Origin of the sequence: Ralstonia pickettii (genome assembly GCF_000607165.1) — a bacterium.
Classification (GTDB): Bacteria; Pseudomonadota; Gammaproteobacteria; order Burkholderiales; family Burkholderiaceae; genus Ralstonia; species Ralstonia holmesii.
The window spans coordinates 176513-192465 of record NZ_JFZG01000003.1; the positions used below are offsets into that span (position 1 = coordinate 176513).

At 64.7% G+C, this 15953-nt stretch carries 15 protein-coding genes; 8 read left to right on the forward strand and 7 right to left on the reverse strand.

What is annotated here, in order from left to right:
- Positions 1–91: 91 nt before the first annotated feature.
- Genes hemC through BG83_RS0101530 form a run of 3 tightly spaced genes read left to right on the forward strand, consistent with a single transcriptional unit; the run spans position 92 to position 4458 of the window.
- Positions 92–1108, forward strand: coding sequence for a hydroxymethylbilane synthase (gene hemC / locus BG83_RS0101520; protein WP_024975064.1), 1017 nt, complete (start codon positions 92–94; stop codon positions 1106–1108).
- Positions 1109–1123: 15 nt separating this feature from the next.
- Positions 1124–3262 (forward strand): fused uroporphyrinogen-III synthase HemD/membrane protein HemX, encoded by a 2139-nt coding sequence (gene hemDX / locus BG83_RS0101525; protein WP_024975065.1) that lies wholly within the window; start codon positions 1124–1126, stop codon positions 3260–3262.
- 2 nt (positions 3263–3264) lie between these two features.
- On the forward strand, positions 3265–4458 hold the full coding sequence (locus tag BG83_RS0101530) for a heme biosynthesis protein HemY (RefSeq protein WP_024975066.1): 1194 nt from the start codon (positions 3265–3267) through the stop codon (positions 4456–4458).
- 46 nt (positions 4459–4504) lie between these two features.
- On the opposite strand, the gene BG83_RS0101535 is transcribed toward BG83_RS0101530, so the two are convergent.
- The 3 genes from BG83_RS0101535 to BG83_RS0101545 form a co-directional block, all read right to left on the reverse strand.
- Positions 4505–5839 carry an MFS transporter gene (locus BG83_RS0101535; protein WP_024975067.1) on the reverse strand — a complete coding sequence of 445 codons (1335 nt, stop codon included), beginning with the start codon at positions 5837–5839 and terminating at the stop codon, positions 4505–4507.
- A 122-nt stretch (positions 5840–5961) separates the two neighbouring features.
- Entirely contained in the window at positions 5962–6720 is a 759-nt protein-coding gene (locus BG83_RS0101540; RefSeq protein ID WP_024975068.1) for an SDR family oxidoreductase, read from the reverse strand.
- Positions 6721–6759: 39 nt separating this feature from the next.
- The gene (locus BG83_RS0101545; RefSeq protein WP_024975069.1) at positions 6760–8196 is read right to left on the reverse strand and encodes an aldehyde dehydrogenase family protein; all 1437 of its coding nucleotides are present in this window, start codon (positions 8194–8196) and stop codon (positions 6760–6762) included.
- Positions 8197–8365: 169 nt separating this feature from the next.
- Here BG83_RS0101545 and ppa point away from each other — a divergent pair, with 169 nt between their 5' ends.
- The gene (gene ppa, locus BG83_RS0101550) at positions 8366–8893 is read left to right on the forward strand and encodes an inorganic diphosphatase (RefSeq protein WP_024975070.1); all 528 of its coding nucleotides are present in this window, start codon (positions 8366–8368) and stop codon (positions 8891–8893) included.
- 302 nt (positions 8894–9195) lie between these two features.
- Positions 9196–9387 carry a hypothetical protein gene (locus tag BG83_RS0101555; protein WP_024975071.1) on the forward strand — a complete coding sequence of 64 codons (192 nt, stop codon included), beginning with the start codon at positions 9196–9198 and terminating at the stop codon, positions 9385–9387.
- A 65-nt stretch (positions 9388–9452) separates the two neighbouring features.
- Here BG83_RS0101555 and BG83_RS0101560 read toward each other — a convergent pair whose 3' ends face one another.
- Positions 9453–10685, reverse strand: coding sequence for a GNAT family N-acetyltransferase (locus tag BG83_RS0101560; RefSeq protein ID WP_024975072.1), 1233 nt, complete (start codon positions 10683–10685; stop codon positions 9453–9455).
- A gap of 55 nt (positions 10686–10740) precedes the next feature.
- On the opposite strand from BG83_RS0101560, the gene BG83_RS0101565 reads away from it, so the two are divergent.
- The 3 genes from BG83_RS0101565 to BG83_RS0101575 are packed head-to-tail and all read left to right on the forward strand — an operon-like array spanning position 10741 to position 13366.
- Entirely contained in the window at positions 10741–12378 is a 1638-nt protein-coding gene (locus tag BG83_RS0101565; protein WP_024975073.1) for an NAD+ synthase, read from the forward strand.
- A 9-nt stretch (positions 12379–12387) separates the two neighbouring features.
- Complete coding sequence (locus BG83_RS0101570; RefSeq protein ID WP_024975074.1) at positions 12388–13014, forward strand: class I SAM-dependent methyltransferase; 627 nt, start codon at positions 12388–12390, stop codon at positions 13012–13014.
- Between the two features lie 13 nt (positions 13015–13027).
- Entirely contained in the window at positions 13028–13366 is a 339-nt protein-coding gene (locus BG83_RS0101575) for a P-II family nitrogen regulator (RefSeq protein WP_004631293.1), read from the forward strand.
- 33 nt (positions 13367–13399) lie between these two features.
- Here the strand turns inward: BG83_RS0101575 and BG83_RS0101580 are convergent, their stop codons facing one another.
- The 3 genes from BG83_RS0101580 to trxB all read right to left on the reverse strand — a co-directional run bounded on the left by BG83_RS0101580 (position 13400) and on the right by trxB (position 15824).
- Positions 13400–14023, reverse strand: coding sequence for a trimeric intracellular cation channel family protein (locus BG83_RS0101580; RefSeq protein ID WP_024975075.1), 624 nt, complete (start codon positions 14021–14023; stop codon positions 13400–13402).
- A gap of 47 nt (positions 14024–14070) precedes the next feature.
- The gene (locus BG83_RS0101585; RefSeq protein WP_024975076.1) at positions 14071–14736 is read right to left on the reverse strand and encodes a Smr/MutS family protein; all 666 of its coding nucleotides are present in this window, start codon (positions 14734–14736) and stop codon (positions 14071–14073) included.
- 131 nt (positions 14737–14867) lie between these two features.
- Entirely contained in the window at positions 14868–15824 is a 957-nt protein-coding gene (gene trxB / locus BG83_RS0101590) for a thioredoxin-disulfide reductase (RefSeq protein ID WP_024975077.1), read from the reverse strand.
- Between the last annotated feature and the right edge of the window lie 129 nt (positions 15825–15953).

Here is a 15953-nt window from a genome sequence, read left to right on the forward strand (position 1 = left end):
GTAGGTAAGGTGCCTGAACGGCCCTCTTTTCTGCATCACTTCAACGTGATAGCCGGACTGTCGCGAAAAAGCTGCGTGCTACCATTGCCGCATGTCTTCCAACGCCCGCCCGACTTCCCGTCAATCCCAGCTTGCAACGACTCCTGCAGCCCAGGCGCCGACCAAGCTGGTCATTGCCTCGCGCGAAAGCCGGCTTGCCCTTTGGCAAGCCGAACACGTGCGTGCTGCATTGCAAAAATACTATCCCGCGTGCGACGTGTCCATCCTTGGAATGACCACGCGCGGCGACCAGATTCTCGACCGCTCCCTCGCGAAGGTGGGGGGCAAAGGTTTGTTCGTGAAGGAACTGGAAGTCGCGCTGGCCGAGGGACGCGCCGATCTCGCCGTGCATTCGCTCAAGGATGTGCCGATGGAATTGCCCGAAGGCTTTGCGCTTTCGGCCATCCTCGAACGCGAAGATCCGCGCGACGCCTTTGTTTCCAACGACTACGCCGATTTGGCCTCGCTGCCGGCCGGCGCCGTCGTGGGCACGTCCAGCCTGCGCCGTGAAGCTTCACTGCGGGCGCGCTTCCCGCATCTGGTCATCCAGCCGCTGCGGGGCAACCTCGATACGCGCCTCGGCAAGCTCGATCGTGGCGACTACGCCGCCATCATCCTGGCTGCTGCCGGGCTTAAACGCCTTGGCCTGGCTGATCGTATCCGCTCGACCATCGCGCCGGAAGAATCGCTGCCGGCAGCAGGGCAGGGTGCACTCGGCATCGAGATTCGCGCCGATCGTGCAGACGTACGAGCGTGTCTCGCGCCGCTGCACGATGACCCCACCGCGCTGGCCGTGACGGCTGAACGCGCCGTTTCGCGCATCCTCGGCGGTTCCTGCCAGGTGCCACTGGCTTCGTTTGCGCAGTGGTCGGATACCGGCACGCTGCGCCTGCGCGCCTTTGTCGCTTCGCAGGACGGCACCCGCAAACTTGCCGCGGACGGCGAGGCCACGCCATCCACGCAGGCCGAAGCGGACGCGCTGGGCGTGCGCGTCGCCCAGCAGATGCTGGCCGGCGGCGCACGCGACATCCTTGCCATGCTGGGCGCCGACGCCCCACCCGCTACCTAACTCCCACGGCTCGCCATGGACGACCACTTGCCACTGCGCTTGTCACCATCGTCGCCCGCATCCAGCACGCCGCCTGTTCAATCGGCAACCCCGCCCGTGGTGGTGGTCACGCGTCCGCGCGCGCAGGCGCCCATGCTGGTGGCGGCACTTGAGCGCCACGGCCTGCGTACGCACCAGTTTCCACTGCTCGACATTGCGCCGACGCCCAATCTCGACGACTTGCGTGCCGCGCTGCGCGATCCTTCACGCTACGCACTGGTCGTGTTCGTCAGCCCCAACGCCGTGCAACAGGCATTTGCTGCCATGTCGGAAGGTTTCCGCTGGCCGCAGGAGGTGCCGGTAGCGGTGGTGGGCCCCGCGAGCGCACAGGCACTTGCCACGCACGGCGTTGCTCCGCCGGCGCACCGGGTGATCAAACCCGACACGCATGCCGACGACGCACGCCAGGATTCCGAAGCGCTGTACGCGCGGCTGGATGTGTCCGCGTTGAGCGGCCGGGAGGTGCTGATCGTGCGGGGCAACGGTGGCCGCGAATGGTTGGCCGATCAACTGCGCGAAGCTGGCGCATCTGTCCGCACGGTGGAAGCCTATCGCCGCAGCGTGCCGGTGCCCGATGCCGCTGCGTGGCTCGCGTTGCGCGCCGTGCTTTCGGCCCGCCATGCCTGGACGCTTACCAGCTCCGAGGCCGTCCGTAATCTCGATGAACTGGCCCGCGCCAATCTGTCGCCCGCCGATCTGGATACGCTGCACGGCGCGCCATGCTTTGCTTCGCACGCCCGCATCGTCGAACAAGCCAAATCGCTGGGCTTTCGCGACGTGACGCTCACCGGCGCCGGCGACGACCGGCTCCTCGCCAGCGTGCTCGCGTGGGCCGGGCCGGTATCGGCAGCCGAGCATGCCCCGGCAGCGGTGTCGGCTGAATCAAACCCGTCTACTTCTTCTTCCACTGTGACGCAGACTCCCGTTCCCTCGGCGGCTCCCGCTTCTGCCCCTGCTTCGACACCAGCGCCCGCATCCGCGGCAGCCAAGCCGAGCCCGGCCCCAGCGCCTGCTGCTCCGCCGGCTGCGTTTGCGCCCACCATGACGGTCAACCATGCGCCGCGCCGTGGCGGTTGGCTGATCTGGGTGGTGCTGGTTGCGGTTGTGGCAGCGGTGGCCGCGCTGCAGGTGCGCAACGAGCGCCTGGCGCGCGAGATCCGTCAGCACGCCCAGACGAACGAAGCGCTGGCGCAGGAGATGCGCGTGCTGTCGCGCGCGGATCAGGATTCGGTTTCCCAGCTGCAACAGAAATTCGGTGCGCTGGATGCCCGCACCGCTGAAACGCGCGATCGCCAAGCCGCGCTGGAGCAGGCCAACCAAGACCTTCTGCGCAATCGCGATGACTGGCAGCGCGCCGAGATCCAGCGTTCGCTGGAAGTCACCGCCGAGCAACTGCAACTGACGGGCAATGTCGCCGGCGCGCTGGCTGCGCTGCAAACGGTCGACGCGCGCCTGGCCACGCTCGACAAGCCGCAGTTCAACGCCGTGCGCCGGGCGGTATCGCGCGACATGGCCAAGCTCAAGGCGATGCCGTCGTTTGATCTGGCGGGTGCGGCGCTGCGGTTGGATGACGCCATCAACGCTGTAGACACGCTGCCGCTCATCTCGTCGGCCCAGCCGCTGGAGGCGGAACAGGCTGCGAAGGCGCCGCATGCGGCCGCGAAACCCACGAAGAATGCCAAGGCGCATGCTGCGGCCGCGTCGGCGCCGGTTGCATCGACGCCGTCAAACGCCGGATGGTCGGCTGGCGTGCGTGCCTGGTGGGGCCGCCTGTGGAGCGACGTGCGCGACGAACTCGGCCAGATCGTACAGGTGCGCCGCGTCGACCAGACCGAGGCATTGCTGCTGTCTTCGGACCAAGCGTGGTTCTTGCGCGAAAACCTCAAGCTGCGCCTGATGAATGCACGCCTGGCATTGCTCTCGCGCAATGACGCCGTGTTCCGCGCCGACCTGGGGCGTGCCGATACGCTGCTCGCGCGCTACTTTGATACGCAGTCTTCGCGCGTGACCACGGTGCAGAATCAACTGTCGCAGGTGCGCGCGACGGCGGGCACGCTGCAGGTGCCGACGCTGGCTGACAGCCTTGCCGCCGTGCGCGGTTCGGGCAAGGAGTGAGCATGCGCTGGGTATTCTGGGTCGCGCTCCTGTTTGCTGCCGCCGTTGGGCTGGCGCTGTTTACTGAACTCAACCTGAGCAACGTCGTGCTGTTCTACCCGCCGTACCGGGTCGAGATGTCGCTCAATTTCGTGCTGGCGGCACTGCTGGCGACGTTCGTGGTGCTGCATCTTGTGATGCGCCTTTTCCACCATGTGGCCGGCATGCCGGCGCGTGCTGCGGCGTATCGCGAGCGCAACCGCATCCTGAAGGCGTCTGCCGCGCTGCGCGAAGCGATGGAAAGCCTGTTTGCCGGGCGCTTTGGCCATGCGGAGCGCCAGGCGCGCGAAGCACAGGCTTGGGAGCCGCAGCGCGAAACGGCCGCGCTGATCGGTGCCCGTGCCGCACACCGCATGCAGGAGACCGAGCGCCGCGACGCCTGGATGGCCGAAGTGTCTTCGCCCGATCGTGAGCAGGCGAAGCTTGTGTCGATGGCCGAATTGCTGGTCGACGCACGCGATGCGGAAGGTGCGCTGGAGAAGATCGCGCAACTGCAATCGCAGGGCTCGCGGCAGATTCAGGCGCAACGCATTGCCCTGCGTGCGCATCAGCATCTGAAGAACTGGAGTGAGGTGCTGCGCCTCACGCGTGCCCTGGAAAAGCGCAACGCCATCCATTCCGTGCTGGCCGCACGACTCAAACAGATGGCGTGCGAAACGCTGCTGGCCGAGCGCCGCCACGATGCCGATGCGCTGAACAGCTTCTGGCGCGAGCTGACCACGGAGGAGCGCCGCTCGCCTCGCATTGCCTCACAGGCGGCGCTGTACTTTGCGCAGCTTGGCCGCACCGATGATGCCAAGCGCATCGTAGAAGATGGCCTGAAGACGCATTGGGATAGCCGCCTGATCCGTCGCTACGCCGATTGCGCAGTGCCGGGCAAGGCCCTGCTGTTGATCCAGCAGGCCGAGAAATGGCTCGCCCAGCATCCGGTAGATGCCGACCTGTTCTACACGCTCGGCATGCTGTGCTTCAAGGAGCAGCTCTGGGGCAAGGCGCAGTCGAACCTGGAGTCGGCATTGAAGTACGCCGATGCCGATCACTCTGGCAACCTGCGCGCCCATGCGCATCTGGCGCTTGCACAGATGTTCGAACAGACGGAGCGCATGGAAGATGCCCAGCGCCACTATCGCCAAAGCGCATTGCTTGCCGTGAAATGAGAAAGGCCGGGATGACCCCGGCCTTTTTTCTTGCTGGTGACGGCGCCTATTTGTTCACCATCCGTGCCGGTACGGAAAGCGTGAGGATTGCACCCAGCACCATCGACGCGGCCAGCATGTACATGCCGGAATCGGTGCTCTGCGTGGCGTCTTTCAGCCAGCCGACGGCGTAGGGGCTCAGGAAGCCCGCAAGGTTGCCCAGCGAATTGATGAGCGCAATGCCGGCGGCGGCGCCGGTGCCAGCCAGGAACGCAGTCGGCAGGCTCCAGAACAGCGGCAACGTGGTCAGGATGCCCATGGTGCCGAGCGTGAGGGCGGCCATGGCCAGCGTGGTGTCGGTGTGCCACACGGCGGACAGTACGAGCCCGACCGCGCCCACCACCGCAGGAATCGCGATGTGCCAGCGGCGCTCACGCAGGCGGTCGGCGCTGCGGGCCACCAAGACCATGGCGACGACTGCCGCGCCGTACGGAATCGCCGTCAGCAAGCCCACCGAGAACGGATCTGCCACGCCGGTCTGCTTGATCAGTGTCGGCAGCCAGAAGCTCACGCCATACAGGCCCATCACGAAGGTGAAGTAGATCAGGCTCATCAGCCACACGCGCGGGCTGGCCATGACGGTGCGGATGGGCGGGTCTTCCTTCTCGGCGTCTTCGGCGGCGATGTTGCGGGCGAGCAGCGCCTTCTCTTCCTCGGTCAGCCACTTCGCGTGGCTGATGCGGTCGTCCAGATAAGCCAGCACGAAGATGCCGACGATGATCGAGGGAATGCCTTCGATCAGGAACATCCACTGCCAGCCGGCTAGGCCGTAGACGCCGCCAAACGCCTTCATCGCCCAGCCTGAGATGGGGCCGCCGATCACGCCCGACAGCGCAATCGCCGTCATGAAGAAGGTGGTGGTGCGCCCACGCCGCTGCCCCGGATACCAGTACGTGAGGTACAGGATGATGCCCGGGAAGAAGCCGGCTTCTGCCAAGCCTAGCAGAAAGCGCATTACGTAGAACATGGCCGGCGTGGTCACGAACATCATGGCCGCCGAGATAATGCCCCACGAAATCATGATCCGCGCAATCCAGATGCGCGCGCCCACGCGGTGCAGGATCACATTGCTCGGCACTTCAAAGAGGAAGTAGCCGATGAAGAAGATGCCCGCGCCCAGGCCGTAGATGGTCTCGCTGAACTTAAGGTCGTTGAGCATCTGCAGCTTGGCAAAGCCCACGTTGACGCGATCGAGATACGCGACCACGTAGCACAGCAGCAGGAACGGAACGAGGCGCCACGTTACCTTGCGGTACGTGGCTTCTTCAAACGCGCTTGTGGACTGGGGCGGCAGCGTGCTTGCGCCGCCGACCGGTGAGGTGGGTGGGGTGGTGGTGGCCATCGGGTCTCCAGAATTGTTGTGAGTTCAGGCCGAGTGCTCCTCGTTACCTACCTCGGCCTGGAAAACCGCCACAGCATTCTGCGCTTCTCGGGCGAATGCGCCAAGACGCCCGCCGGCAGGGTTTATACGCAGCGCCCGCCGTCCACTTCCAAACACGTGCCGGTAATGAACTCCGCTTCGTCCGACGCCAGATACAGGCATGCGTTGGCCACATCCTGCGGCGTGGAGAGCCGCCCCATCGGGATCGTCGCCAGGAAGCGCGCGCGGTTCTCAGGGGTGTCGGGTACGCCCATGAACTGCTCGATGAGGCCCGTGGCGCCCATCACCGGGTTCACGCAGTTCACGCGGATCTTGTCGGGGCCAAGCTCCGCCGCCATCGCCTTGCTGGCCGTGATGACGGCGCCCTTGCTGGCGTTGTACCAGACGAGCCCCGGCCGCGGCCGGATGCCTGCAGTGGACGCCACATTGACGAACACGCCGCCACCGCGCTCCCGGAAGTGCGGGACGATGTGATGCGCCGTCCAGTAAATGCTCTTCACGTTGACGGCCATCACGCGGTCGAACTCATCTTCGGTGATCTGCAACAGGGGCTTGTTCTTGTGCGTGGTGCCGGCGTTGTTCACGACGATGTGCAGATCGCCATAGCGCCCCAGCGTGGCGCCCAGCAATTTGGCGACGGAATCGCCATTCGACACGTCAGCGTGCACGAAATGCGCATCGCCGCCGGCCACGCGAATGGCGCTGGCCACGCGTTCGCCGGCTTCCGCATTCAGGTCATTGACGACGACGCGTGCGCCTTCGCGGGCAAAGGTGTTGGCGATGCCTTCTCCAAAACCCGAACCTGCGCCCGTGACGATGGCGATTTTGCCGGCAAGCCGCATGGTGTCTCCTCGTGTTGTGGGTGGATGTTGCGTTGCGCCTTAACCGTGACGGATGGCGATGGTCTTGAGCGTGGTGAAACCGTAGAGCGCTTCAAAGCCCTTCTCGCGCCCATGGCCCGATTGGCCCATTCCGCCGAAGGGCAGTTCAACGCCGCCGCCCGCCCCGTAATTGTTGATGAAGACCTGGCCGGCCCTGAGCTTGCGTGCGAGGCGCATCTGGCGGCCACCGTCGTTCGTCCACACGCCAGCCACCAGGCCGTACGGTGTGCCGTTGGCCAGGGCCAGCGCTTCGGCTTCGGTATCGAACGGCATGGCGGCCAGCAGCGGGCCGAACACTTCCTGTTGTGCGAGCCGGTGCGTGTGCGGCACATCGCGCAGCAGCATCGGCGCCTGGTAGTAGCCGGTCTCGGGCGCCTCGGGCACCACTTGGCCCTGGGCCATCACCGGAATGTTGGCGTGCTGCGCATCCGAGACGAAATCCCATACGCGTTGCTGCTGCTTGGGGTTGATGAGCGGCCCGCAATCCAGATCCAGCGACGAGGGCCCGACCTTGATGGATTCGAACACCATGGCCAGCCGGTCCAGCATCGCCTCATACACGCTGCGCTCGATCAGTACGCGGCTGCCGGCAGAGCACGTCTGCCCGGCGTTCTGGATGATGCCGTTCACCACGGCTGGAATGGCCGCTTCCAGATCGGCGTCGGCAAACACGATTTGCGGAGATTTGCCGCCAAGTTCCAGCGTCACGGGCACGTGGTTTTCTGCCGCCGCTCGCACAACGGCTTTGCCCGTTTCCGGTGATCCCGTGAACGACACATGGTTGATGCCGGGATGCGCAGCCAGTGCCGCACCCGCTTCGTGGCCATAGCCGGTCACGATGTTGAGTGCGCCGTCGGGCAGGCCTGCCTCGGCGGCCAGCTCGGCCACGCGCAGGATCGACAGGCACGCGTCTTCCGCCGGCTTGACCACGCATGCGTTGCCCGCCGCCAGTGCAGCGCCCACGCTGCGCCCGAAGATCTGCATCGGGTAGTTCCACGGGATGATGTGTGCCGTTACGCCATGCGGCTCGCGCACGGTCAGCACGGTGGTATCGGCCGGGTAGGGGATGGTTTGCCCGTGCAGCTTGTCGGCCGCACCGGCGTAGAACTCGAAGTAGCGGGCCACGGCGCGGGCGTCGGCGCGCGCCTGGCGCATGGGCTTGCCGGTGTCGCGGGCTTCCAGGCGGGCCAGTTCTTCTTCGTGATCGGCCAGGCGCAGGGCCACGCGCATGAGCACACGGCCGCGCTCGGCTGGCGGCAACTGGCCCCAGACGCCCTCGAACGCACGCCGCGCTGCGTGCACGGCCACGGTGATGTCGGTGGCGTTGCCGCGCGCAATCTCGGCAAAGGATTGGCCGTCGGACGGGTCGAACACCTTGATGCGCATCCCCGAGTCGGGCGACATCAGACGGTTGGCGATGAAGTGCTGGGCATGCATGGGGGGTTCCTGCAAAAGATCGGCAACGCACGATTTTCGCACGGGTGCAGGCCGGGTAGGGGAAGCGGCAGGGTGTCAGGGGCTATAATGCCCGCCGACAGATTTTCACGTTTCTTTCCAACCATTTGCGTCGCGTTTTTACGCAGTTCGCGCATTCCGGAGCATTTCCATGAGCTTCAACAACGTCTCGCCGGGCAAGGACATCCCCAACGATTTCAACGTCATCATCGAGATCCCGGCGCAGAGCGACCCGGTCAAGTACGAAGCCGACAAGGAAACCGGCCTGCTGTTCGTGGACCGCTTCGTGGGTACCGGCATGCGCTACCCGGCCAACTACGGTTTCATCCCGCAGACGCTCTCGGGCGACGGTGACCCGGTCGACGTGCTGGTCGTCACGCCGTTTCCGCTCATCCACGGTTGCGTGGTGCGCTGCCGTGCCCTGGGCATGCTGAAGATGACCGACGAATCCGGCGTGGACGCCAAGCTGGTTGCCGTGCCTGTCAACAAGCTGAGCCCGGCCACGGCCCACATGACCGACCTGTCGGACATCGGCCAGAACCTGCTGGATCAGATCAAGCACTTCTTCGAGCACTACAAGGCGCTGGAAGCCGGCAAGTGGGTCAAGGTCGAAGGCTGGGGCGGCATTGAAGAAGCCCACAAGGAAATCGCCGACGGCGTTGCCAACTATAAGAAGTAAGCAATTTCAGGATTTCGCCGTACGGCGTGTCTGACAAATCCCGGGCTCCGGATGGAGCGCCGGGATTTTTTCTTTGCGAAGTGGCCATCAGCGTCATGCGCACGGATTTGTCGGCGTGCGTCAGAGCGCCATCTGCGGCCGGGGCTAGGTCGTTGTATGCGTTTCATGGAGTTCTCTACGAGTTTTGCATACTTACCGCCCGGTAGTTCTGCTACACAGAGATTTAAGAAACGCTCATTTGCCCACCGGAAACGGCCCCTCTAGACTCCCCGTCAAGTTTGACTCCAACCCTTGGTACTGCGATGTTGAACAAGACCGTTGTCGTTCCCGTGCTTTCCGCTGTGGCCATGGCCGCATTTACTGTGTGGGCGCTGCTGGTTGGGCCGCCGGACGCCGCCCACGCTGGCGAGCGTGCCGTTGCATCGACCGCCATGGCTGTTGATTCGAACGCCGCACACTGCGTGATCGCCCGGCAGAAGCCTGCCGCACACTAAGCTTTGCTTCCGCGTCCGCCGCTCGTGCGGACGCGGTCTTTCCCCCCCTCCGCCGTTTCCCGCCGCTAATCCGATTCTGATCGTTGCCTGAACGGCGAGCGGTCTGTCAGTTCATCCAAATACGCTTCCATGCCGGCCGTCTCGCGGTCGAGGAACCTGCCGACTGCATCGGCAAACGCCGGGTGCGCCAGCCAGTGTGCCGATAGCGTCGCCACCGGCTCGAAGCCGCGCGCCATCTTATGTTCGCCTTGCGCGCCACCTTCGAACGTGCGGATGCCGTGCGTGATGCAGTACGTCAGCGGCTGGTAATACGCCGTCTCAAAGTGCAGGCAGGGGTGATGTTCGATCGCACCCCAGTAGCGGCCGTACATGACGGACGCTTCGGGCCGTGTGTCGACCACCAGCAGCGCGCTGGCGATGTCGTTGCCGTCGCGCGAGGCGACCACCAGCAGGAGGTTTTCTGGCATCGTCTGGCCGATCTGGCGGAAGAACTCCAGGTTCAGATACGGCGACGAGTGATGTTCGCGGTAGGTGGTGCGATAGCAGCGGTGGAAGAAGCGCCAGTCGGCGTCTGTTGCCGCTGCGCCGGGCACATGGCGGAACGTAATGCCGGCGTCGTGCACGCGGCGGCGCTCGGCGCGGATATTCTTGCGCTTCTTTTGTTCCAGCGCGGCCAGAAAGTCGTCGAAGCTGGCAAAGCCCGGATTGCACCAGTGGAATTGCACCCCTTGCCGCAGCAGCATGCCGGCCGCACGCATTTGCTCGGCCTCGCCGGCGGTGGGAAAGAGCACATGCAGCGATGACAACTCGCTCTGCCGCGCAACCGCCAGCAACGTGTCGAGCAGCGCCGCGCGGGCAGCCGCATCCCGCGCCAGCAAGCGCGCGCCCTGGACTGGCGTAAACGGCACGGCGGACAGCCATTTCGGGTAGTACTCCAGCCCATGCTGCGCATACGCATTGGCCCACGCCCAGTCGAAGACGTACTCGCCATAGGAGTGGCCCTTCACATACAGCGGTACGGCCGCAGCGAGCACTTCGCCATCGGGGCCGTCTTCCCACAGCGTCAGGTATTGCGGCGACCAGCCGGTGTCGGGCGATGCGCTGCCGCTCTCATGCAGGGCGTGCAGGAAATCGAAACGCAGGAAGGGCGTTGCCTCGGGCTGCAGGGCGAGCAGGGCGTCCCACGCATCGCGGCCAATGTCACGCAGATCGGTCACAAGTCGCATGCGATAATTGGCTAATTCGTGCCGCGAACCAGCGCGCGCTTGGGGCTCGGGAAAAAGGGGGCGAGAGGTCATGCCGCCGATTCTAATTCCAGCTTCGAATGCCGCGCTTGCAATCCACATTGCCCCCATGACCGTCTCTGTCGCTCTCGCCCAGATCAACTGCACCGTCGGCGATTTCGCCGGCAATGCTGCCCGCATCGTCGCCGCCGCGCGCGAAGCGCACCAGGCTGGTGCGCGCGTTCTGCTCACGCCGGAACTGTCGCTCACGGGCTATCCGCCCGAAGACCTGCTGCTGCGCCCGGCCTTCATTGATGCCAGCGCGCGCGCGCTTGACGCGCTTATCGCCGAACTGGCGGCCTTCCCGGGTTTGCACGTGTTGATCGGGCACCCGCAACTCTCGGTGGAAGCCCCGGCCCCCGGCCTGTTGCCCAAGCCCACGAACAGCGCCACAGTGGCCGCGGACGGCCGCGTGGTCGGCCGGTACAACAAGCTGGAATTGCCCAACAACGAGGTTTTTGACGAGAAGCGCTACTTCCAGCCCGGCACCGAGCCCTTTGTGTTCGAAGTGGACGGCACGCGCTTCGGCGTCGTCATCTGTGAAGACGCCTGGTATGCCACGGCCACGGCCTATGCCAAGGCTGCCGGTGCGCAGGTTGTGCTGATCCCCAACGCCTCGCCGTATCACCTCGACAAGGAAGACCTGCGCGAGCGGATCATCGGTGACCGCGTAAAGGAATCGGGCTTGCCGCATGTGTATGCGAACCTGGTCGGCGGGCAAGATGAGCTCGTCTTCGATGGCGGCTCGTTCGTGCTCGACGCCGAAGGCAACGTCGTCGTGAGGATGGGGCAGTTTGTGGAGGGCGTCGGCTACGCGCAGTTCGACGGCGGACGCGCGCTGCCGGGCGCGATCGTGCCGGAGCCTTCGCTGGAAGCCCAGGTGTACGAGGCGCTCAAGCTGGGCGTACGCGATTACCTCGGCAAGAACGGCTTCCCCGGCGCGATCATCGGCTTGTCGGGTGGCGTCGATTCCGCTTTGGTGCTGGCGATTGCCGTCGATGCGCTGGGCGCCGATCGTGTGCGCGCGGTGATGATGCCCTCGCGCTACACGGCCGATATCTCGTGGGTGGATGCGCGCGACATGGCGGCTCGGCTGGGCGTGCAGTACGACGAAATCGCCATCAGCCCGATGTTCGACGCATTCAAGGGCGCATTGGCGGAGGAGTTCCGCGGGCTACCCGAAGATGCGACGGAAGAGAACATCCAGGCGCGCATTCGCGGCACGCTGCTGATGGCGCTGTCCAACAAGAGCGGCCGCATCGTGCTGACGACCGGCAACAAGAGCGAAATGGCAGTCGGCTACTGCACGTTGTACGGTGACATGGCCGGTGGTTTTGCCGTCATCAAGGACATCTTCAAGACGCTGGTCTACCGGCTGTGCCGCTACCGCAATTCGTTGTCGGAAGTGATTCCTGAGCGCATCCTGACCCGCGCGCCGTCAGCCGAGCTGCGCGAGAACCAGACCGATCAGGACAGCCTGCCCGAATACGATGCGCTCGACGCCGTCGTGCAGCGCTACATGGAGCAGAACCAGCCGGTGGCCGACATCATTGCTGCGGGGTTTGCCGAGGCTGACGTGCAGAAGATCGTGCGCCTCATCAAGATCAACGAGTACAAGCGGCGTCAGGCGCCAGTGGGCATTCGCGTGACGCAGCGGGCGTTCGGGCGCGACTGGCGGTATCCGATTACGTCGCGTTTCAAAGAGTAAGCCGCCGCCATGCTCGACTACTACGCCAAGCGTGCCCCCGAATACGAACGCATCTATGCGAGGCCGGAACGGCAGGGGGATTTGGCGTGGTTGAAGGCGCGCGTGCGTGATCTGACGCGCGGTGCGCGGGTGCTGGATCTGGCGTGCGGCACCGGTTTCTGGACCGAGGCGATGACGGACGCGCGCAGCATCGTCGGCGCTGATTACAACGACACCGTACTGCGCATTGCGCGCGGCAAGGACATCCCCAGGGCGTCGTTTGTGCGCGCGGACAACGATGCGCTGCCTTTTGCGCCTGGCATGTTTGATGTGATGACGGCAGGCTGCTGGTGGTCGCATGTGCCGCTGCAGCGCTTGCGCCAGCACGTCGAAGCGTTGCACCGCGCCCTGGGGCCCGGCGTGCGTGTGCTGTGGTTCGATAACCAGTATGTGTTCGGCTCAAGCACGCCCATTGCCTACAACGACGAACATGGCAACACGTGGCAGCGTCGCCCCTTGCGCGATGGCAGCGAGCACGATGTGCTGAAGAACTTTCCGGACGATCCGACGCTGCTGCAGACGGTGGCCGGCATCGCCCGGGATGTGCGCATTAACCGGCTCCAGTATTATTGGATGCTTGAATACTTCACCAACTAGTGAGCGAGACACCATGAAACAGATCACCGCCATCATCAAGCCCTTCAAACTGGACGAAGTGCGCGAGTCGCTCGCCGACGTGGGGGTGACCGGCCTGACCGTCACCGAGGTCAAGGGTTTTGGCCGTCAGAAGGGCCACACCGAGCTGTATCGTGGTGCGGAATACGTGGTCGACTTCCTGCCGAAGATCAAGATCGAGGTGGTGGTGGCCGAGAGCCAGGTCGAGAACGTCATCGACACCATCGTCAAGGCCGCCAAGACCGGCAAGATCGGCGACGGCAAGATTTTCGTGATGCCGGTGGAGCAGGTGATTCGCATCCGCACCGGCGAGAAGGACGAAGCAGCGGTCTGAAGCCTTTTTCTGTGGCCGGCGCGCTCGCGCCGGTCAGCGCGGCAGGGTGATGTTCCAGCGCAGCGTCGCTAGCCGCCCGATCACGATCGCCAGCGTGGCGATCACCACGGACACGCTTGGCAGCAAGTCCGTGTGCGTCAGCCCGACGTAAAGGAAGCACCCGAGAAACGCGCACGTTGCGTACGGGTGATTGTCCCGCAGCAGCATGGGCACTTCATTGCAGACCACGTCGCGCAGCAGGCCTCCAAAGGCCGACGTGATCACACCCATCATCACCGACACGAAGACCGGCACGCCCGCATCGAGCGCCAGTTGCGTGCCCAGCACGCCAAAGAGCCCCATGCCGATGGCGTCGGCCACGATCAGCACGCGATCGGACACCAGTTGGCTCACCAGTCGGATCACCCAGTTGGCGAACAGGCTCATCACGAACAGCGCGAGCAGGTATTGCTCGTGCTCGATCCAGTAGAAGGGCCGTCGATCCAGAAGCAGATCGCGCAATGTGCCGCCACCGAACGCGGTCAGGAACGCAACGATGAATGCGCCCACGGCATCGAGCCGGCGCCGTTTGGCCTCCGCCAACCCAGAGATGGCAAACGAGAAGACCGCGAGGATCTCCACCCAGTGCATCACCAGTTGCAGGCGGGTCACGTGCATATGCGTGTTGTTCTTGTGATGAGCGGGGCGAATGGGAGGACTGTGCTTCAGGAGCCGTGCGGCTGGCGCAGCAGCACCAGCACCGCGCCAGCGCCCCCGGCTGTGTTGCGGGGCTCGACAAAAGCAATCACTTCTTCCTTCTGCACCAGCCACGAGCGCACCTTGCCCTTGAGCACGGGCGTTTTGTCGGGCGAGCCGAGTCCCTTGCCGTGGACCACGCGCACGCAGCGGATGCCACGCTGTACGGCACGGCGCAGGAAGGCTGCGAGCGCCTCGCGGGCTTCTTCGCGGCGCATGCCGTGCAGGTCGATCTGGTCTTGCGTGGCCCACTCGCCGCGGCGCAGTTTCTTGAGCACGTCGTCGCCAATGCCAGGGCGACGGTAGGAAAGCGTGTCGTCGGTTTCCAGGAGGTTGTCCACGTCGAATTCATCCGACAGCGAATCGCGCAGCACGGTTTGCTCTTCGGCACGCGAATGCACGGGGTCGGGCGCGGGCGGATTGCGCGGATGCTCGACGCGCTTGTTCTGGCGCAGCGCGCTCACCTCGCCGATGCTGGCACGGAACACGTTGGCTTCTTCTGCGGCCTTGCGTGCGGCGGCTTCGGCGCGCTGGCGTTCGGCTTCGCGTGCTTCCGTCTCGTGCTTGAGCTGGTCACGCAGGCTGGCCAGGTCGGTGAGGCTGAGCTTGTTGGCGGGGGAGGGGGCGCGTTTCATGGTGAAGGGCAGGCGAGCACATCGGGGGTGGAGCGTGTGTCGATTATACGAAGGTGCCGCACATGGCAAAACGGCCGATGGTCACCCATCGGCCGTTTTGTTTGCGCCCGGAAGCCCCGGCGCGATGACGCTTATTCCAGGCTTTCCAGGTAGCGCTGGGCGTCCAGTGCGGCCATGCAACCCGTGCCGGCGCTGGTGATGGCCTGGCGGTAGATATGGTCCTGGACGTCGCCCGCGGCGAACACGCCCGGGATGTTGGTGGCGGTGGCCATGCCATCCAGGCCGCTCTTCGTGCGGATGTAGCCCGTGTCGTTCATGTCGAGCTGGCCGCGGAAGATGTCGGTGTTCGGCTTGTGGCCGATGGCGATGAACACGCCCGCCACCTTGAGCTCTTCGGTCTTGCCTTCGTTCTCGTTCGTGCCTTTCAGGCGGGCGCCCGTTACGCCGGAGTCATCGCCCAGGATCTCGTCGAGAACCATGTTCGTCTTGATCTCGATCTTGCCTTTCTTCTCCTGCTCATGCAGGCGGTCGATCAGGATCGGCTCGGCGCGGAACTTGTCGCGGCGGTGGATGAGCGTGACCTTGCTGGCGATGTTGGCCAGGTACAGCGCTTCTTCCACGGCGGTGTTGCCGCCACCCACCACGGCCACTTCCTGGCCCTTGTAGAAGAAGCCGTCGCACGTTGCGCAGGCAGACACGCCGCGGCCCGCGAAGGCTTCTTCCGACGGCAAGCCCAGATATTGGGCCGAAGCCCCGGTGGAGACGATCAGCGCATCGCAGGTGTATTCGCCCGAATCGCCCACCAGGCGGATCGGCTTCTCATTCAGATGCGCGGTGTGGATGTGGTCGAACAGCACTTCGGTCTTGAAGCGCTCGGCGTGTTCCAGGAAGCGCTGCATCAACTCGGGGCCTTGCAGGTGCTCCTTGTCAGCCGGCCAGTTTTCCACGTCGGTGGTAGTCATGAGCTGGCCGCCCTGTGCCAGACCGGTGACCAGCACGGGGTTCAGGTTGGCCCGGGCAGCGTAAATCGCGGCCGTGTAGCCGGCGGGGCCGGAGCCAAGGATCAGCACTTTTGCGTGTTTTGCCATGATGCGTTCTGTGTGTGCGCGGCACGAGGGGTGGAGCGCCGCCGTGCAGGCTAGGTGAGGGTGATGGGCGCCATTATAAAGTGGCACCCCCTCGTCCGCCCGGTTGTAAATTCCAATGGCAGTGATAGG